This window comes from Brevibacillus composti (genome assembly GCF_016406105.1).
GTDB classification, from domain to species: Bacteria; Bacillota; Bacilli; order Brevibacillales; family Brevibacillaceae; genus Brevibacillus; species Brevibacillus composti.
This window is the reverse complement of record NZ_CP066308.1, coordinates 356308-375584: the sequence shown is the minus strand read 5'-3', so window position 1 is coordinate 375584 and position 19277 is coordinate 356308. Positions and strand designations below refer to the sequence as shown.

Here is a 19277-nt window from a genome sequence, read left to right as displayed (position 1 = left end):
AGGGAAAGCCTTCGGTCTACCCAAAAAACCCGTCCTTCGCATGGAAGGGACGGGCTTCGCAATTCCTCTACGTGATAAATTTCACCAATCCGATACAGATGAGCAATAGCGGCGGAAACCAGGTCACGCGTGACAGCCATTTGTATCTTCCTGCCTGTCGTCCCAGGGAAATGCCCAATAACAGCAGGCCTCCGCTCATCAAAGCGATACAGGCCGCTACCGATAAGGGTGGGTAGCCTAAAAACGTCAAGCTGATCCCGGCGCCAAAGGCATCCAGCGAGAGGGCCAGCCCCAGCATGACCGCTTCCCAGCCCATGATGTGGCCGGATTTGTCTGTATCCGCATGCGAAGGGTCCTTGAGAATCTGAATGATTAGTCCAAATATGCGAAATTGGGAGACAACCGCCGGACCATCCTGATCCGCCGTTTCCGTCTCTTCCCGCTGATTCTCGTCCGACCGGTCGGAGATCAGACGCCACAGCGTAATCAAGCCCATCCCGATCAGCACGGCTGCCCCGATTTGTTTGCCCCACTCCGGCGTCAGCCAATCGACCAACGTCGAACCGGCCCACATGACCCCATATACCACGGCAAAGGAACATCCAGCGACGACAGCGAGAGATGCCAGAGGAATCCGCATGTTCCTGAGACCGTATGTCAATCCGACTGTGACGCTATCCATGCTGATCGCCAGGGACACTAGAAGAAGCGAGAGCCATCCGCTCATCGATGCGATCACCTCTTTTTCCCGTTGCCCTTTAGAATACGCTCCGGGCTTGGCCGTTGTGCCCGTTTGGGAATGGGGCTGCGGTAGATACGGGGACATCGTATCAAGACCGAAGTGCTATGACATGGTCTTCCATTTTTGTTATTCTAGAAAATACCAGCCATCCATCAGGGAATGCAGTAGCGGGGGTACGACACAGGCTGGGGAAAAGGAGGCTGTATGAAACAAATACGGAGAAGTGTTGTTTATATGGCTCTCGTCGCCTCTGCCCTGTTTGTGCATTTCCTGGCACTGGCAGATACCAAGCAAAACGGGGACAAAAACCAGCCTGTTGACTACCGTATCGTGGAGAACGCCCTACAAGGCATGAGCCTGGAGGAAAAAGTCGGGCAGATGATGATGCCTGATTTCCGCAAATGGAAGGACAAAGACGTCACGGAAATGCTGCCGGAGATCGAGCAGTTGGTCAAGCGGCACCACATCGGCGGCGTGATTTTATTCCGTGAAAACACCGTAACGACCGAGCAGACTGTCAAGCTGACCCACGCGTATCAGGATGCTGCTGAAAAATATGGGCTGTTCATCGCCATCGATCAGGAGGGGGGGAGCGTCACCCGCCTGCAGAGCGGTACCGCGATGCCCGGCAATATGGCCCTGGGGGCTGCCCGCTCCGCCGAACTGGCGGAACAGGTGGGCCGGGTGATCGGCAGCGAGCTCGCCGCACTTGGCTTCAATATGAATTTCGCCCCGGTCCTGGATGTGAACAACAACCCGGACAACCCGGTCATCGGGGTGCGTTCCTTCGGCGAAAACCCACAGCTGGTGGCGGACCTGGGTATCGCCTATCTGAACGGATTGCAAAGAAGCAATATCGTTGCCACAGCCAAGCATTTTCCGGGTCACGGCGACACGGACGTCGATTCCCACTTGGGACTGCCGGAGGTAGCGCATGACAAGACCCGCTTGCACCAGGTAGAGCTGCACCCGTTTAAACAAGCGATTAACTCCGGCGTGGATGCCTTGATGACGGCCCACGTCACTTTTCCAGAGGTAGACGACACGAGGGTCATCTCCCGAAAAGACGGCAAACCGATCGCGCTTCCGGCCACACTCTCTCCCAAAGTCATAACCGGGCTCATCCGCGGCGAATTGGGCTTCGAGGGTGTTGTGACCACGGATGCCATGAACATGCTGGCGATTGCGGACCATTTTGGCCCTGTTGACGCCGCTGTTCGGGCGATTCAGGCGGGAGTGGACGTGATCCTGATGCCGATGGATCTGGCGGACGTGACAGACGGCGTGCTGAAAGCGGTCCAGACCGGTCATATCACAGAAGAACGGATCAATCAATCTGTGCGGCGAATCATCGCTCTAAAAGTAAAACGAGGGATTGTGAAAGCAGAAGAGCCGGCAGAGGTACAAACCTTGATCCATCACGCCGGGCAGATTGTAGGCTCCCTAGCTCATCGGCAGGTGGAGGCCAAGGCTGCTGCCCGTTCTGTTACCTTGGTGAAAAACAAGAACGGCATCCTGCCTCTCTCCCTCGCGGATCGGAAAAAGATCATCGTCATCGCCACATCTTACACAGAGGAACTGGCCCAGGCCATTTTAGCCCATCACGCCGATACCGTCACACTGAAGCTGACAGAACCTGGCCTCTCGTCTGAGCAGTGGTCGCAGCTGGACGAAGCCGACATCATCATCATGGGCTCGTATTCGTCCAACAGACAGACCCGTTTATCGACGACCCGGACGATGCGGATGTACAACGAGATCATCCGCAAATACGACAAGCCCGTGATCGCCGTCGCCATCCGCAATCCCTATGACATCATGGGTTATCCGGAGGCGGATGCCTACCTGGCGCAGTACGGCTTCGGGGCGGCCAGCTTTGCGGCGACCGCGGCTATCCTGTTTGGCAAGGCCGCTCCGGTCGGCAAATTGCCAGTGACGATCCCCGCTGAAAAAGGAGGCACCTTGTATCCGTACGGGACGGGGCTTTACTACTCCCCGTGACAGAAAAAGAGCCGCTGTCTGTCAATACAGTGGCTCTTGCTTCCGAAAGGATGATTCGATGCTGTTTTTATCGGTTTTCTCGGAGCCATGTTTATCTTGATGTTTTTATCGACCATCCACACCATCGTCCACAAACCTACCCGCTACCTCCCTCCCACAATTGTCACGGCTTTGCTCGGGGCTTGCTGGGTCTGTTTGATCATCATCGGACTAAAGAATTAAGTAATGAGGTATTGGATATGACAAAGATGCAGAATCATCGAAAAATAGTTGTGATCACGGGAGTGAGCAAAGGGCTGGGACTGCCATGGTCGATGAAGTCGCTAACCTGTCCCAAGCCTGAGCGGGTGTAAACAGCCTCCTTCTGACAGCGATGGTCCGTATGCGGACCCGCCCAGAAGAAGATAACGGATGAAATGAAAAGCCGTGTGCCGGGTGGTTTTTTCCTCACCCGATACACGGCTTTTGTCTTAGTTAGACGCTGTTACACCACGTCATAGCCTTGTTCTTCAATCGCTTCCTTGATCGCGGCTTCCGTCACGCTGCTCTCGTCAAAGGAGACCTCTACCGTTTTTGCCGCCAGATCCACTTTTCCTGCAGCCCCGATCTCTTTCAGGGCTTTCTCGATCGAGTTCACGCAGTGATTGCAAGACATGCCTTCTACTTTCAGTGTTACGTTTTTCATTCTACTCTCTCCTTTTTTCTTCTCATATTTTTTGAGTAAAACGGCTGCTTACAGCTTGACGCGCTGGAGGCGCAAGGCGTTCAGGACTACCGATACAGAGCTGAAGGCCATGGCCGCTCCGGCCAGCCACGGTGCGAGGAAACCAAGCGCCGCAAAGGGGATGCCCAGCGTGTTGTAGGCAAAGGCCCAAAACAGGTTTTGCTTGATGTTGCGGATAGTTTTGTGGCTCATCAGGATGGCATCGGCAACACTGTTCAGATCGCCGCGCATCAGCGTGATGTCAGCCGCTTCCATCGCCACATCTGTCCCGGTGCCGATGGCCATGCCGATATCGGCTGTCGCCAGGGCGGGAGCGTCGTTGATGCCATCGCCCACCATCGCTACCCGGCGGCCTTGCTGCTGCAGTTTTTTCACCTCGTCGGCTTTTCCTTCGGGCAGTACTTCGGCAATCACCTGATCGATTCCCGCCAGGCGGGCAATCGCTTCGGCCGTCTGCCGGTTGTCCCCGGTCATCATGATGACAGTCAGGCCCATCTCCTTCATCCGTTTGACGGCTTCGCGGGAGGTCGGCTTGATCGTGTCAGCCACGGCCACCATCCCTGCCAGACGGCCATCAATTGCAGCCAGCATCGCTGTTTTGCCGTCTTTCTCCAAAGCGGACATGACCTCTTCGGCTTCGGCATACGAGATCTGCTTCTCCGCCAGCAGGCGGCGTGTGCCGACCAGCACCTCTCTGCCTTTCACGACTGCACGGATACCGAATCCGGGGATCGCTTCAAAGGAGTCCGTGGTTCCGGGTGCTACTCCTTTTTCGGCAATGCCTTTGACGATGGCTTGCGCCAGCGGATGCTCCGAATTCTTCTCAGCGGCACCGACCAGCGCCAAGAGTTCGCTCTCTTCCATGCCGTAGCTGAAGACATCGGTCAGCTCAGGCTCCCCTTTGGTCACGGTGCCTGTTTTGTCCAGAACCACGGTGTCCAATCGATGAGCTGTCTCCAGATGCTCTCCGCCTTTAAACAGGATACCCAGCTCAGCCGCTCGGCCAGAGCCCGCCATGATCGAGGTAGGCGTCGCAAGTCCGAGGGCGCACGGGCAGGCGATGACCAGGACGGCGATTGCCTTTTCCAGCGCCGATGCGAAGTCGCCCGGAGATACGAACCAGTACCAGATGACAAAGGTAAGAACCGCGATGCCGACGACAATCGGTACGAATACGCCGGAGATGCTGTCAGCCAGACGCTGAATCGGGGCTTTGGAGCCTTGGGCCTCCTCGACGACGCGGATGATTTGGGCCAGCGCTGTCTCTTTGCCGACCTTCGTCGCTTTGATCTGGAGGAAGCCGTTTTTGTTGAGCGTCGCTCCGATTACGGTATCGCCTGCTGCCTTGTCTACCGGGATGCTTTCCCCTGTCAGCATCGATTCATCGACAGCCGACTGCCCCTCCACCACGATGCCATCGACCGGCACCTTTTCACCCGGCTTGACGTAGACGATATCTCCCAACCGCACCTCTTCCACAGGGATGGTCAGCTCCTGACCGTCCCGCACGACGACAGCTGTCTTGGCCTGCAGGCCCATCAGCTTGCGGATCGCTTCCGAGGAGCGGCCCTTGGCCTTCGCTTCGAACAATTTGCCCAAGAGGATCAAAGTGATCAATACCGCACTGGTCTCGAAGTACAGCTCCACCATATGGGCTTGCGAACCAATGGATTGTATGGAAATGTAGAGACTGTAGAAGTAGGCGGCCGATGTCCCCAGCGCCACCAGCACATCCATATTGGCGCTTCCGTTTCGCAGCGCCTTGTAAGCCCCGACGTAGAACTGCCTGCCGACCACGAATTGGACCGGAGTAGCCAGAGCCAGCTGCACCCACGGATTCATCAGCATATCCGGCAGCCAGATAAACGAGGTAAAGGAGAAGTGGCTGACCATCGCCCAGAGAAGCGGCAGGGACAGAATCAGGGAAAAGAGAAACTTAACCGTCTGCCGTTCAATTTCCTGTGCCCGCCGATCCGCTGTCTCCGACTCGCTGCTCTCATCCTTGCGTGTCGCCTGATACCCCAGCTTTTCCACTTGGCGGATCAGGTCGGCCACACTCGTCTGGCTGGCATCGTATTCGACGGAGGCGGTTTCCAGAGCGAGGTTCACGTGAGCCTGAGATACCCCCTCCACCTTTCGCAGCCCTTTTTCGATCCGGGTCGCACAGGCTGCACAGGTCATCCCGGAGATGTCCAGCTCTACCTTTTCGGTGATGACACCGTAGCCCAGGTTTTCAATTTTCTGATGGATATCCTGCAGAGTGGTTTTCTCCGCGTCGTAGACGATCGTGGATTTCTCCAGCGCCAGATTCACGGTGGCCGACTCTACGCCTTCGAGCTTGTTTAACCCTTTTTCAATCCGCAGGGCACATGCTGCGCAGGTCATTCCGGATATGGCGACTGTGGCTTCTTTTTTGTTGCCGCTCATCTCTAATTCCTCCGAATCGCATACCTATATGGGGTATATTTCTGTGTTAGCTTTCCCTCATATGGATTTTTTACTCTAAGAGGATTATACGATACCCCCATACGGTATTTCAAGCCCCTTTTGCAAAAAAAATTCCCCTTTTTCCTTTTGTCAGGAAGGGGAGAAGGACAAGGCACCTGTCCGCACACGATTGCCCCCGGCTGTTTGACGGCCTCTTTTGCGTCTTTGGCCGCTTCCTGCAAGCAGAAGTCTCCCCTTTGATGCCCGTAGGTGTCGTTGAACGCTTTAAATTCGTCGAGATCAAACATAATCAACGAGATCCTGGCGAATGGTCTCGTCAAAACAGCGTCTGTTGGCTACGCCCGTCAGTCCGTCCATATTGGACAAATCCTGCAGCAGACGATTGGCCGATTTCATTTGTTCCTCCGCTTCTTTGCGCATGGTGATATCGCGGTAGTGGACCAACAGGGCCGTCGTTTCCCGGTAAGTTCAACGAGCAAGCGGTTGGTCCGGCGAATGTACATCATGCCGTAATACGCGAAGAGGCCTCCGATCATCGACACTGTCCATTGGGTGAGATACAGCTTGGGCAGCACGGTTTTATCCGGGATATTTACGTATAGGGAAAGGGTGACGATCAGCATCCCTACTATATGTAACGCAAAAAGCTGCTTTCAGGAACGGAGGGGCAAATACGACAAAAGGCCGCAGCCTACCCCGATGAAAGCTGAGAAGGCTCATTTGATTTGAATAGTCGTTCCGTTTTTTCCGTACAATCCTGCCATACTCCTATCCAGATTAATTTTTCTTTCTTGCAGTACAACATAGAATTCATCCGCCGGTTATGTTATATTTTCAGAAGATTCCAAATTCATTATTGGTTGCGCCACACTTTATCCGACTATCTTGAAAGGGAGGCTTCACACGATGGGTGAAACTTCGAAAACCAGTATTTGGCAGTCCTACCGCTACCCTATTATGCTCTTGATCTGCATCGCACTGGGGGCCATCCTCGGTATGGCGATGGGGAAGGATGCGGCAGCCCTCAAACCTTTTGGAGACATCTTTATCAACATGATGTTCACCATTGTCGTGCCGCTCGTCTTCGTCAACATCAGCAGCGCCGTGGCCAACATCGTCGACCTGAAGCGCTTGGGAAAAATCCTCGGCGTCATGCTCGCCGTCTTCATCGTCACCGGCATCATCTCCGCCAGCCTCATGCTTGCAGCCGTCTCGATCTTCCCACCGGCCGAAGGCATGCAGGTCGAGTTGAAGGCGCCTGAGGAAATCAACCAGCTGAATACAGCCGACCAGTTTGTCCAAGCCTTTACGGTCTCCAATTTCAGCGATTTGCTTTCTCGAAAAAATATGCTGGCTCTAATCGTCTTCTCCATTTTATTCGGCTTATCCGTCAGCTTGGCCGGTGAAAAAGGCAGAAAAGTTGCGGACGGACTTGCCGTCCTGTCCGAAGTGATGATTAAAATGATCAAAATTTTGATGTACTACGCGCCGATCGGGCTGGGCGCTTATTTTGCCAATCTGGTCGGGGTGTTCGGCCCGGATCTGCTGGGCTCCTACGCGAGAGCGATGGCGGTATACTATCCGGTATCCTTTCTCTACTTCTTTATCGCCTTTACGGTCTACGCCTATCTGGCGGCTGGCAGGACGGGGCCGCGCATCTTCTGGAAAAACGCCGTCTCTCCTGCCGTGACCTCGTTTGCCACCGGAAGCAGCGTCGCCACGATCCCGGTAAACCTGGCGGCCACGGAAAAAATCGGCGTGCCGAAGGACATCCGTGAAATTGTGGTGCCGTTTGGTGCGACGGCCCATATGGATGGCTCCTGTTTGAGCGCCATCTTGAAAATCTCCTTTATCTTCGGTCTTTTTAACATGCCGTTTCACGGGCTGGACACGTACCTGACTGCCATTATGATCGCCGTGCTGAGCGGCGTGGTCATGTCTGGCGTTCCCGGCGGCGGCTTTATCGGCGAGATGCTGATCGTCACGATGTACGGCTTCCCGCCCGAGGCCCTGCCGATTATCGCGATGCTGGGCACGCTCGTCGATCCGCCCGCCACCATGGTAAACGCCTCCGGAGACACCGTCGCCAGCATGATGGTCGCGCGGATTGTCGACGGAAAAGAATGGATGAAGAAGAAGATCATGCACAGCCGCGAGGAGGCTGTCTAATCGGGCAGGAGAATCATCATGACGAGAAAGAGGATACCTTTTGCCAAAATGAACGGCTGCGGAAACGACTTCATCGTAGTCGACAACCGCGATCATCTCATGGACGGCTTTGACCTGTCCGCGTTCGTGAAAAACGTATGCGCGCGCGGAACCTCTGTCGGCGCGGATGGATTTATGATGCTGGAGCCTTCCGAGATCGCGGACTTTACGATGAGATATTTCAATGCGGACGGCAGCGAGGGCGAGATGTGCGGGAACGGGGCCAGATGCCTGTCCCGCTTCGCCCACCTGGTCGGGGCGGCCGGGGAGACGATGTCGTTCGAGACCTTGGCGGGGATCTACCATGCCGAGATTCTGAGCGGCTCGCAGACGGTACGGGTAAAATTCCCCGACGTCTCCCTGAGCGAGCTGCAATTCCATCAGCCCTATGCCGCAGATGGCCCGGCGGCGCAGTACCACTACGGCTTCGTCGGGGTCCCGCATACCGTCTGGTTCGTCGACCGCGTCGCCCAGCTGGCCGATGAACAGCTCATTCGGTGGGGAAAACAGATCCGCTACGACAAATCGCTCTTTCCCCAGGGGACCAATGTCAACTTCGTAGAGGTTCTCGATCCACACACGCTGCAAATCCGCACCTATGAGCGCGGAGTAGAGGCGGAGACGTACGCATGCGGCTCGGGATCGACAGCGGCGGCCATCATCGCGGGGATACTGGGAATAGTCGAAGCGTCAGCTCCCGTAACCCTGCTGACACGCCGGGGCACACTGCGCATCTCCTATCAGATCGCAGCGGATGCGGCCCGAGACGTCTATCTGGAAGGAGACGCGAAGCTGGTAGCCAGGGGAGAACTGCTGCCCGATGCTTGGCTGCCAGACCATAACCCACCCGCTCCATAGCTGAGAGCCCCCGCTTGAAAAAAAAGAACACCTCCGCTGCATGGTTGATCGCCATGCAGGGAGGTGTTCTTCGATTTCGTATGGACTAGAGTCAGCGCACGTTACCGCTGTGTGGCTTGGTACGCACGGGCAATCTGGGCCGCGACGGCGGCATTGTGCTTCACCAGGGCGATATTGGTCTGCAGGCTCTTGCCTCCTGTCAGCTGTTTCACTTTGGCGAGCAAAAACGGGGTCACCTGTTTGCCGGTGATGCCATTCTCCTTGGCTTCCTGCAAGGCTTGCAGGATGTAGGACTCGATCTCACGATGCTCCAGGGCGTCCGCCTCCGGCACTGGGTTGGCAATCACCAGACCGCCGTTCAAGCCCAGTTTCCACTTGGTATCCATCACGGCTGCTACTTCTTCGGGAGTGTCCAGTCGGAAATCGACGCCGAAGCCGCTCTCCCGGGCGAAGAAGGACGGAAACTCGCTGGTGCGATAACCGACGACCGGCACGCCTTGGGTCTCCAGGTACTCCAGCGTCCGGCCCAGATCCAGAATCGACTTGGCTCCGGCGCATACGACGGCTACCCCCGTCTGCGCCAGCTCGGTCAAGTCAGCCGAGACGTCCCAGGTAACCTCCCCTTCGCGATGCACGCCGCCGATGCCACCTGTGGCGAAGACGCGGATACCCGCCAGCTGGGCCGCGATCATCGTACCCGCTACGGTGGTCGCCCCGATCTTGCCGCTGGCCAAAATGTAAGGGAAGTCGCGGCGGCTTACTTTTTCGACAGACTGATTGGTGGCGAACTCCTCCAGCTCGCTCTCCGACAAGCCGATCTTGATCTTGCCGCCCATGATGCCGATCGTGGCAGGCACGGCGCCATTGTCGCGAATGATTTGCTCCACTTCTTTGGCCATTTCGATATTTTGCGGATAAGGCATGCCGTGCGAGATGATTGTCGTCTCCAGCGCGACGACGGGAAGGCCATTCTCCAAAGCGTTCCGCACTTCTTCTGTATAGGTCAGGTATTCTTTCATTTATGATCGCTCCTTTTCATATTCGTTTACGGTTTGTTCCAATCGCTCCGGCACCAGATGCGGGGATACCGAGTGCCCCGTGCTCAAGGTTAGCGCGGAGGCGGCCATGCCCAGCCGGCAAGCGCGGGCCAGCGTTTCGCCATTGACCACTCCGTACAAGAGCCCGGAGGCAAAGGCATCTCCGGCGCCTGTCACATCTACGACATCCGTCGGATAAGGGGGGAGGTGCTCCGATTCCTCTTCGCTCTGGTAGTAGATCCCTTCTCCCCCCAGCGTGATGACGACTTGTTTTACGCCTCTCGCGCGGATGCGGCGGCTGGCCTCCCTGCAGTCCTCTACAGACGAGATGGAGAAGCCCGCCAATATTTCCGCTTCCTCGCGGTTGGGGAGAATGGTATCGATCCCGTCCAAACGCTCCGGCAGCTTTTCCGCCTTGGCAGAAGAGACCGGATCGACAAACAGCGGAATGCCCTCCTCCCGGCAGCGCTCGATGACGTACGCGAGACAGTCGGCAGGCAGGTTGGTATCCAGGTAGACGGCCCGGGCGGCGGCAATATGGGACCAGCGCTCAGCCAGCATCTGGGGAGTAAGCGCATCGTAGATGTCCATATGGGCGAGCGAGACGACCATTTCTCCGTCATGATCCAGCAGGGCCGTGTAGGTTCCCGTCCTCTGCGTGGGCAGTCTCCATACCTGACTGATGTCCACCCCGTGCTTTTTGGTTTCCTGCAAGATCCAGTCGCCTTCTTTATCCTCTCCGACGCAGCTGATCAGTGCCACATTGCAGCCCAGTCGGCCCAGATTTTCGGCAATATTCCGGCTCACGCCGCCGCAGGACTCGGAAATGGTGACGGGATTGGACGAATGCAGCCGCACCTCTTGCTTGGCTCGCGCTTTTCGATCCAGATTGGCGCCGCCGATGCAGACGATGCGCTCTTCCTCGCGCAAAATGTATGCCCGGCCTTTGATTTCGCCGCGCTTGGTCAATTGGGCGATATAGCCGGCGACCGCTGACCGGGAGATGCCCATCTTGCCCGCCAGCTCCTGCTGGCTGATAAAGGGGTTTTCCCGGATGTAGCGGAGAATCAGCTTTTCTTTTTCCATCGCTCTCCTCCTCTCGACTGAGGGTTATCTTCACGCTACTTGTTTTCAAACAAAAGTTTATCACACAAACACTTGTTTTGAAAGAGAAAGTTATGGCACTCGGCAGGAAAAATCGGCCACCACTTAGGTATTCCCGGGATCGCCTAAGAAAACCCGGGGCGAATCTTTCGTCCATACTCAGGCGGGAGGACGCAGGAAGAACCGAAATAAAAAAAGCCGCCGAGATCACCTCGACAGCTTCGTATGCCATGATTCTTTTCCTCAGTCTTCCGCCATGCTGAGCGAGACTCCTTTTGGTTTTTCCTGGTGGCGGGAAAGGGCAAAAACGGTGCCGATGATGCACAAGGTCCCGATCCACTCGAAAAGCCCAAAGGGAACATGCAGCCAGACCACCGCTGTGATGACCGCTGCCAGCGGCTCCCCACTGGCCAGCAGACTGGTCTCGGTCGGACGGATGTAGTTCAGACTATCCACGTATAGATAGAAAGGAATCAACGTTCCGAACAGAATGATGAACAGCACAGCCATGACAGAAGTAGGCGACCAATTCATCCCGGTTATCTCCCACGTCTGCGTGGCCAGACCGAGCGCGATCCCTCCGATGAGCATCGCCCAGCCCAATACGACGGTAGAGCCCCATCGCCCCAAAAGCAGCGTCGGGTAGACCGTGTAAAAAGCGAGCGCCAGCGCCGAAGCCAGGCCCCATGCGAGCGCCGAAACGGAGATGGTCAGCTTGCCGGGATTCCCGCCGGTGATGAGAAAATAGGTGCCTCCCAGTGCCAGCACCAAGGCTGTCACCTGCGCGACAGAGGGCATTTTTCGCAGCCTGATAATAAAATAACAGACCAGGAAAACCGGCCCCAGGTACTGAAGCAGTGTGGCCGTCGCTGCATTGCCCGCTTCGATCGCGGCAAAGAAGGTATACTGCACCGCCAGCATGCCCAGGATCGAAAAGAGAAGCAGACGAAGAAAGTCCTCTCCGGAGCGCAAAATCCCCCAAACATTCTGACGCCCTGCCCCCATCAGAGAGAGCAAGAGCAACAAGATGCCGGAGGCGAGCAAACGCACGGCTACCAGCCAGTCCGTCTGAAACTGATGATGCTGCATAAGCGATTGGGCGACAGTGCCCGATACTCCCCACAAAATGGATGCGACGATCACCATGATAAATCCCCGTATCCGTGCCGAAGAAGACATGATTTTTTCCTCTCCACTTCTTTTTACCATGCAATATATCGCATTCTGCAGTAAAAAACAAGGAGCAGATCCCTTCCTGACCCGCAAACGGCCAGCTTTTCCTGTGATTGCTTTGACAAGAACGGGTGTGAGCGCGTATAATTATCTCTAATTTGAGATATATAACAGACATGAGGGATCTTAAGGGGGGCATAGTATGGCAGAACATCAGCAAGAACGGGAAGACACTCTTCAACTGCTGGTCGTGTTGGCCCGGGCGTACAATTGGGTGACGGCCCAGACGAATCGTCACATCCGCAGTCACGGATTGAATCCGACGGAATTTGGCGTGCTGGAGCTGCTCTTTCACAAAGGTCCTCAGCCCCTGCAGCAAATTGGAGAAAAGATCCTGATCTCCAGCGGAAATATTACGTACGTAGTGGACAAACTTGAAAAGAAGCAACTGTTGGTCCGCAAACCCTGCGCCGAAGACCGGCGTGTGATCTACGCGGAGCTGACGGAAAAAGGCGAGCAGTTTCTCGCGGCCATCTTTCCCTCCCACAAAGAGGCGATCGCAAAAGCCGTCAGCGGTTTGAATGCAGAGGAAAGACACCAGGCCATCCAGTTGCTGAAAAAACTAGGCCGCTCCGCGCAGGAAGGGTTTCGGCCATAGACTGCACTTATGGGTGAGCAACCACTTGACAAAAGGGTTCAATCATAATAATCTTTAAATTAAGATTTACAACTTCAATGTTAGTTGCTAACGTTTTGAAAGGGGAAAATCATCAACATGAGCAAAGTACTATTTATCAAAGCCAACAATCGTCCTGTGGAGCAAGCTGTCAGCGTCAAGCTGTACGAGGCTTTCGCCCAAACCTACAAGGAAACACACCCGCAGGATGAAATCGTAGAACTGGACTTGTTCGCAGAGAACCTTCCCTATTACGATTCGGACAAAATCACAGCCATGTTCAAGGCAGGCAAAGGCATGGATTTGACACCAGAGGAGCAGAAAACAGCAGATCAGGTTAACAAATACCTGAATCAGTTTATGGAGGCCGATAAAATCATGATCGCCTTCCCGCTCTGGAACTTCTCGGTGCCGGCTGTGCTCCACACCTATTTTGACTACCTCTGCCAGGCAGGCAAAACATTCCGCTACACGGCAGAAGGTCCTGTCGGTCTCTTGGGTGACAAGAAAGTGGCGCTGTTGAATGCTCGCGGCGGCGTATACTCCGAAGGCCCGGCTGCCTCCGTGGAAATGTCCGTGAAATACGTTCAAACCATCCTGGGCTTCCTCGGCGTAAAAGATATGTCTTCCGTGATCGTCGAAGGCCATAATCAATTCCCGGACAAAGCAGAAGCATTGATCCAGGAAGGCATCGAAAAGGCGGCAAAACTGGCGGAATCCTTCTAAGGGGCCGCCCCCTTTTCTGGCATATATCTCAAATTTAAAATACTTTAATTTAAACAATTTTAGGGAGAGTGAATGTAAAATGGTAGATGCAGGTTTGTTGATTATTCGTTTGGTTGTCGGTCTTCTTTTCGTAGGTCATGGTGCACAGAAGCTGTTTGGCTGGTTTGGCGGGTATGGCCTCAAAGGAACGGGCGGCTGGTTTGAATCCATCGGAATCAAACCGGGCGTGGCTATGGCCCTCGTCGCGGGCTTGAGTGAGCTGGTCGGGGGACTGCTGTTCGCGGTGGGCGTAGGCACCTGGCTTGGAGCTTTGCTGATCATTGTCACCATGCTGGTCGCGATCGTAAAGGTTCACCTGGCCAACGGTCTGTGGGTCACCCAGAACGGCTATGAGTTCAATCTCGTCCTGATTGCTGTTGCATTGGGCGTTGCTTTGATCGGACCAGGGGCTTATACTCTGCTGTAATCGCCCGCATTCGGATCGTTTCCGCACAAGAAGGAGGAACTGCGATGCACATCTCGATCTATCCAAAAGACCAGCAAGGCAAAGGACATTTTGGCAACGGGGAAATCGTGGAAAGCAAACCGATTGCCTTTTCCCATGAAGAGACGGCTGTCAAACGGGTTGGCCCGCTCTTTTACTGGGCCTGGGCCAAGTCGATGACCACCTTCGAAATTCCGCTGCATCCCCACTCCGGTTTTGAAATCGTTTCTTATGTCCTACACGGTACAGTCGGCCATCGCGACACCATGGGGAATTTGCAGCAGGTATCGACAGGCGGAGCCCAAGTGATGCAGACCGGCTCCGGGGTCCAACATGCGGAGGAGCTTTACACGGGTACGGAGATGTTTCAGATCTGGTTCGAGCCGCATCTTTCGCAGGCAGTCAAAAGGCCGCCCATTTACAGCCAGTACGATCACGAGCAGTTCCCGCTGGATGTAGTGGACGGCATACAGGTAAAACGGATCATCGGCACGGATGCACCAATTTCGCTGGTGACCGACTCGGAGATGAAGGATCTGACTATTCCACCCGGAGCTTCCTTTACCTGGAGACTTCCCACCGGATATTCCCTGGCTGTGGTCGCCGTCTCCGGGAAAGGACGAGTGGACGCCCCCTCTGCCGCGAAAAGCGAATCACTGGAAGCCGGCGATTTTGCTGTCATAAGTGCCGAGGAGGACGGCAGCGTGGTTCTGTCAGCCGACCCTGCGGGAGCCGAGGCGCTGCGCGTCGTTGCCATCCAGGTGCCAACTGCGGTAGATTATCCGCTGTACCGCAAATAAGCAGGCTGCCTTCTACATCTCCTCCTACATGAGCCGCAGCCGCAGCAAATAACAAGCAAAGACAATCAGGCCGCTTTCCGGAAACGGGAGGCGGTTTGTTGTTTTTGCTCTGCATACTTCCCTCCCTTTCTAGAGACATTAACAGGGAAAGATTTACACTGGAATTGTGTGGAAGGGGCGTTCGATCGATCTCATGGAGGAACTCGTACTGGCACGGGCCACCTTTGGCACAACCATGGCTTTTCACATCATCTTTGCCACGCTGGGCGTTGGACTTCCCCTGATGATTCTGCTGGCGGAGCTTCTCTTTCAATATACGCGCGACGCGGACTACGCACTTATGGCGAAGCGCTGGACAAAAGGGCAAGCCATCCTGCTGGGGGTCGCCATTCCATCGGGCACGATTGCCAGGGTACAGCTCACCCTTCTATGGCCCGGCTTTATGGAAGTGGTGGGGAAAGTGATTTCCCTGCCGTTTCAGATCGAAATTTTCGCCTTTTTTCTGGAAGCGTTGTTTATGTCCATCTACGTGTATGCCGCCGATCGGCTCACCCCGCGGATGCGGTTATTTGCCGTATTGATGGTGCTTTTGGGAGCGACTGCCTCGGCTGTGCTGATCACCAATGTACACGCTTTCGAAGGGACGCCGGCCGGGTTTCGCATCGAAAACGGAGAGGTGGTCGACGTCGACCCGTGGGCAGCCTTTTTTAATCCCAGCTTCTTCGTCACAGCGGGCCATGTCGTGGTTTCTGCCTATATGACCGGCGCCTTTGCTATCGCCTCGGTCGCCGCTTGGAAAATGAGAAAGACGGAGCCGCGCAGCCGGGAATACAGCTTTCACCAAAAAGCGCTCCTGCTCGGGCTGATTGTCGGCGGCTCCTTTTCGCTTCTGACGGCACTGAACGGCCACCATTCGGCCCAGATGCTGCATCGCTACCAGCCGGAAAAGCTGGCTGCGGCCGAGGGGCTGTTTGAGACTCAGGCCTATGCGCCGCTGGCTGTCGGCGGATTTACCGACCCGGTCACGCAAGAAGTGAAGTACGGCATCGAAATTCCCTGGCTCCTCAGTTTTTTGGCCGGCAACCGTTTTGATGAGGTCGTCGTCGGGCTGAACGAATTCCCCCAGGACGAATGGCCCCCTCTGTACATTCATACTTTGTTTAACGGGATGGTAGGGATCGGCTCTCTGCTCATCGTCGTCGGCCTCTTCGGGTTTGCTTGGAAAAAGCTGCTTCGGCGTAAGCTGTTTCCCCGCTGGGTATTGGGCATCTTCGTCCTGAGCGGTCCACTCGCTCTGCTCGGCATCGAATTCGGGTGGATTTTCGCCTGTACCGGCCGCCAGCCGTGGGTGATCTACCGCGTGATGCGGACGGCGGACTCCGTTACTCAATCGACGGGCATCGGGCCGCTCTTCATTACCTTTCTCGCCGTCTACCTGTTCCTGGGGCTGGTGACGATCCTCGTCTTCCGCAGCTATTTTGACCGGCATCCCCTGGAGCTGGCGCCAGCCGACCGGCCATCAGAAAAACCTTCTCCCTAGAGCAGCCACAAGGAGGCATCTGGCATGACCGATACGATACTGGCAATTACGCTGCTGTGGATTTTTGTCGTGATCTACGCCGTGGCGGCTTCTTTTGACTTTGGAGCAGGCTTCTGGTCGCTGCTCTATCTCAACCGGGAGCAAACCAAGGCGACCAGCATCGCCAACCGCTATCTCTCCCCGTCTTGGGAGGTGGTGAATGTCTTCGTCGTTCTGATCGTGGTCGGACTGGTTACCTTCTTTCCTGGCGCCGTCTCTACGCTCGGGACGGTGCTGCTGATCCCGGGAAGCCTGATTCTGCTTTTGATCCTGATTCGCAGCGCCTTTATGGTCTTTTCCCATCTGGTCCGAAAATACGACAAGACCCTCGCCTTTTTCTCCGGCGTCAGCGGCCTTTTGATACCTGCCCTGCTGATTCTGGTTCTCCCGCTGACGCAGGGGGGATATATCACCCGGATCGACGGCGTCGAGCGGCTGGATTGGGGGACGCTGCTTGCCAGCCCCCATGTGTATGCCTACATCGGGCTGGCGGTCAGCAGCACCCTGTTTCTTTCCTCCCTGCTGCTTGCTGACTATTCCTATGTCGCCCAAGCCCCGCAGGCATTTCGCGTGTACCGGCGGGATGCCCGCCTGCTCGGTCCCATCACGCTGCTCACGGCTGTCCTGACAGTCGTGACCATGCGGGAGGAGGCCGCCTGGCTGCATGAGCGGCTGCTGACTCACACCCCTTGGTTAGTGGCCTCGGCAGCCTGCTTTTTGATCGGATACCTGGCGCTTTTGCTCCCGCAACGGCGCAACTGGCCCATCCACCCCGCCCGTCTCGCGGTGATCGGGGTGATCGTCCAGTATCTGCTGGCCAGTTACGCCTACGGGGCGGCCCACCTGCCTTATATCGTGTATCCCGACATCACTATCGAGTCCAGCTTTACCCACCCGAATACGTTTCGGGCCTTGCTCGTCAGCTACCTGGTCGGCTTCGCCATCCTGATTCCCGGCTTTCTCTTCTTCTGGCGGCTGTTTATGAAAGACGATCTATATGTGCGGCAAAAATAATGGATGTGATAAAAAAGCGCAGCCCCGCCGAGGATTTCTGGGCGTAAGGCTGCGGTTAGCGGCCGCTTAACGGGCAGAAGCCATTTCTCTCGCTCGCATGCTGCCTTCCCGGGCATATTGCGTATGCCAGGAAAACGCTTTTTCCAGTACATGCGGCGTATGGCCGCCGCGCGTGAGGGCTTCTTCGAAATAGGCCAAAAGCTGATCCCGATACAGCGGATGGGCGCATTTTTCGATGATCAGCCGGGCTTTTTCACGCGGAGCCAGTCCCCGCAGATCGGCCAATCCCTGCTCGGTGACGATCACATCGACGTCATGCTCCGTGTGGTCCACGTGAGAGACGAACGGAACGATGCTGGAGATATCGCCGCCTTTGGCAATCGACTTGGTGACGAAGACTGCCAGGCGGGCATTGCGGGCGAAGTCGCCGGAGCCGCCGATGCCGTTCATCATGCGCGTCCCCAGTACATGGGTGGAGTTGACATTCCCATAGATGTCTACCTCCAGAGCGGTATTGATGGAGATCAGCCCGAGGCGGCGGATCAGCTCCGGATGATTCGTGATCTCCTGCGGCCGCAGCACCAGCCTGTCGCGGTATGCCGCCAGATTTTCCATCACATGCTTCATCTTGTCTGCGGTCAGGGTGATGGAGCAGCCCGAGGCAAAGGCGATTTTCCCCGCATCCATCAGATCGAATACGGCGTCTTGCAGAACCTCCGAAAATACCGTGAGATTGGAAAACTCCGATTCCAAAAATCCGTTGAATACCGCATTCGCCACGGTGCCAATACCCGACTGCAGCGGCGCCAGATTCTGCGGCAGCCGCCCTTTCGCTACTTCTTGGCGGAGGAACTCGATCAGGTGACTGGCCATCATCGATGTTTCCTCATCCGGCTCGACAATCGTCGAGGGAGAGTCCGGCTGCTCTGTAATGACGATCCCCTTGACTTTGGCAGGATCGACGAGAATCCCTGCTTGTCCCATTCTTTGCTCGACAGCGGTCAGCGGAATCGGATCGCGTTCCCCTTGTTTTTTCATCGTATAGACATCATGCAGGCCTTGCAGGGCCAGCGGTTGTGCTATGTTCAATTCAATGATGACCTGCTTCGCATGTTCCACAAAGACATCGGAATTGCCCACTGAAGTGGTCGGGATAATCAGCCCGCCTTCCGTCACAGCAACCGCTTCCACGATGGCAAAATCGATCTCTCCCAGGACGCCTTGTCGAACCAGCTCAGCCGTATGCGACAAATGCTGGTCGACGAACAGAATCTCCCCACTGTTGATCTTATTGCGCATCGCGGCATCCGCCTGAAACGGCAGACGCTTGTGAACGATCCCGGCCTCAGCCATGATTGCGTCAATATCGCAGCCGAGCGATGCTCCCGTATATACATTGACCGAAAACGGCTTGCCTTCCTGCTTGGCTCTCTCCGCCAGCGCTGTCGGTACAGCCTTGGCATCTCCCGCTCGGGTAAAGCCGCTCAGACCCAGTGTCATGCCGTCTTCGATCCAACTGGCCGCTTCCTCGGCCCTGACCACTTTATCATGTAGGCGTTTATCACGTAAGCGCTCCCATATCATCTGTGACCCACCTGCCGCTTTCTTTCTTGGTTGTACTCACAGTAACACAGCCCAAACTGAGCGGTCACTCAATTTGAGTCAAAGCAGAATTTTTCAAGATAAAACAGAAAAAAGGATTC

General features: G+C 55.7%; 18 protein-coding genes. 9 read left to right on the top strand and 9 right to left on the bottom strand.

What is annotated here, in order from left to right; all coding sequences use genetic code 11:
- Nucleotides 1-67: 67 nt before the first annotated feature.
- Nucleotides 68-727, bottom strand: coding sequence for a sporulation membrane protein YtaF (gene ytaF / locus JD108_RS02065; RefSeq protein ID WP_407649392.1), 660 nt, complete (start codon nucleotides 725-727; stop codon nucleotides 68-70).
- A 219-nt stretch (nucleotides 728-946) separates the two neighbouring features.
- Here ytaF and JD108_RS02060 point away from each other — a divergent pair, with 219 nt between their 5' ends.
- Nucleotides 947-2743 (top strand): glycoside hydrolase family 3 protein, encoded by a 1797-nt coding sequence (locus JD108_RS02060; RefSeq protein WP_198828362.1) that lies wholly within the window; start codon nucleotides 947-949, stop codon nucleotides 2741-2743.
- Nucleotides 2744-3227: 484 nt separating this feature from the next.
- On the opposite strand, the gene JD108_RS02055 is transcribed toward JD108_RS02060, so the two are convergent.
- The 4 genes from JD108_RS02055 to JD108_RS22210 are packed head-to-tail and all read right to left on the bottom strand — an operon-like array spanning nucleotide 3228 to nucleotide 6359.
- Entirely contained in the window at nucleotides 3228-3428 is a 201-nt protein-coding gene (locus tag JD108_RS02055; RefSeq protein ID WP_198828361.1) for a copper ion binding protein, read from the bottom strand.
- A gap of 48 nt (nucleotides 3429-3476) precedes the next feature.
- A complete protein-coding gene (locus JD108_RS02050) occupies nucleotides 3477-5894 on the bottom strand; it encodes a heavy metal translocating P-type ATPase (RefSeq protein ID WP_198828360.1) in 2418 nt (805 codons plus the stop codon).
- A gap of 2 nt (nucleotides 5895-5896) precedes the next feature.
- A complete protein-coding gene (locus tag JD108_RS02045) occupies nucleotides 5897-6202 on the bottom strand; it encodes a diguanylate cyclase (RefSeq protein ID WP_267459289.1) in 306 nt (101 codons plus the stop codon).
- The gene (locus JD108_RS22210; protein ID WP_228728263.1) at nucleotides 6195-6359 is read right to left on the bottom strand and encodes a hypothetical protein; all 165 of its coding nucleotides are present in this window, start codon (nucleotides 6357-6359) and stop codon (nucleotides 6195-6197) included. Before JD108_RS22210 ends, JD108_RS02045 begins: the two co-directional genes overlap by 8 nt.
- A 462-nt stretch (nucleotides 6360-6821) precedes the next feature.
- On the opposite strand from JD108_RS22210, the gene JD108_RS02040 reads away from it, so the two are divergent.
- Together JD108_RS02040 and dapF are read left to right on the top strand one after the other, a co-directional pair.
- Nucleotides 6822-8084: a dicarboxylate/amino acid:cation symporter gene (locus tag JD108_RS02040; RefSeq protein WP_198828359.1), complete on the top strand. Its 1263-nt coding sequence runs from the start codon at nucleotides 6822-6824 to the stop codon at nucleotides 8082-8084.
- An 18-nt stretch (nucleotides 8085-8102) separates the two neighbouring features.
- Entirely contained in the window at nucleotides 8103-8981 is an 879-nt protein-coding gene (gene dapF, locus JD108_RS02035) for a diaminopimelate epimerase (protein ID WP_198828358.1), read from the top strand.
- Nucleotides 8982-9082: 101 nt separating this feature from the next.
- Here the strand turns inward: dapF and JD108_RS02030 are convergent, their stop codons facing one another.
- The 3 genes from JD108_RS02030 to JD108_RS02020 form a co-directional block, all read right to left on the bottom strand.
- On the bottom strand, nucleotides 9083-10000 hold the full coding sequence (locus JD108_RS02030; RefSeq protein WP_198828357.1) for a pseudouridine-5'-phosphate glycosidase: 918 nt from the start codon (nucleotides 9998-10000) through the stop codon (nucleotides 9083-9085).
- The gene (locus tag JD108_RS02025) at nucleotides 10001-11104 is read right to left on the bottom strand and encodes a carbohydrate kinase (protein ID WP_198828356.1); all 1104 of its coding nucleotides are present in this window, start codon (nucleotides 11102-11104) and stop codon (nucleotides 10001-10003) included. It lies immediately after the preceding gene.
- 261 nt (nucleotides 11105-11365) lie between these two features.
- Nucleotides 11366-12301 (bottom strand): DMT family transporter, encoded by a 936-nt coding sequence (locus tag JD108_RS02020; protein ID WP_198828355.1) that lies wholly within the window; start codon nucleotides 12299-12301, stop codon nucleotides 11366-11368.
- A gap of 196 nt (nucleotides 12302-12497) precedes the next feature.
- Here JD108_RS02020 and JD108_RS02015 point away from each other — a divergent pair, with 196 nt between their 5' ends.
- From JD108_RS02015 to JD108_RS01990, 6 genes are all read left to right on the top strand, one after another.
- Nucleotides 12498-12953, top strand: a complete 456-nt coding sequence (locus JD108_RS02015; protein WP_198828354.1) for a MarR family winged helix-turn-helix transcriptional regulator — start codon at nucleotides 12498-12500, stop codon at nucleotides 12951-12953.
- Nucleotides 12954-13070: 117 nt separating this feature from the next.
- Nucleotides 13071-13697, top strand: a complete 627-nt coding sequence (locus JD108_RS02010; RefSeq protein WP_198828353.1) for an FMN-dependent NADH-azoreductase — start codon at nucleotides 13071-13073, stop codon at nucleotides 13695-13697.
- 79 nt (nucleotides 13698-13776) lie between these two features.
- Entirely contained in the window at nucleotides 13777-14163 is a 387-nt protein-coding gene (locus JD108_RS02005; protein WP_198828352.1) for a DoxX family protein, read from the top strand.
- A 44-nt stretch (nucleotides 14164-14207) separates the two neighbouring features.
- A complete protein-coding gene (locus tag JD108_RS02000; protein WP_198828351.1) occupies nucleotides 14208-14981 on the top strand; it encodes a pirin family protein in 774 nt (257 codons plus the stop codon).
- A 193-nt stretch (nucleotides 14982-15174) separates the two neighbouring features.
- The gene (locus JD108_RS01995; RefSeq protein WP_198828350.1) at nucleotides 15175-16521 is read left to right on the top strand and encodes a cytochrome ubiquinol oxidase subunit I; all 1347 of its coding nucleotides are present in this window, start codon (nucleotides 15175-15177) and stop codon (nucleotides 16519-16521) included.
- 24 nt (nucleotides 16522-16545) lie between these two features.
- Nucleotides 16546-17574, top strand: a complete 1029-nt coding sequence (locus JD108_RS01990) for a cytochrome d ubiquinol oxidase subunit II (protein ID WP_198828349.1) — start codon at nucleotides 16546-16548, stop codon at nucleotides 17572-17574.
- A 66-nt stretch (nucleotides 17575-17640) separates the two neighbouring features.
- On the opposite strand, the gene JD108_RS01985 is transcribed toward JD108_RS01990, so the two are convergent.
- Entirely contained in the window at nucleotides 17641-19158 is a 1518-nt protein-coding gene (locus JD108_RS01985; RefSeq protein ID WP_198828348.1) for a succinyl-CoA:acetate CoA-transferase ScpC, read from the bottom strand.
- Nucleotides 19159-19277 lie beyond the last annotated feature (119 nt).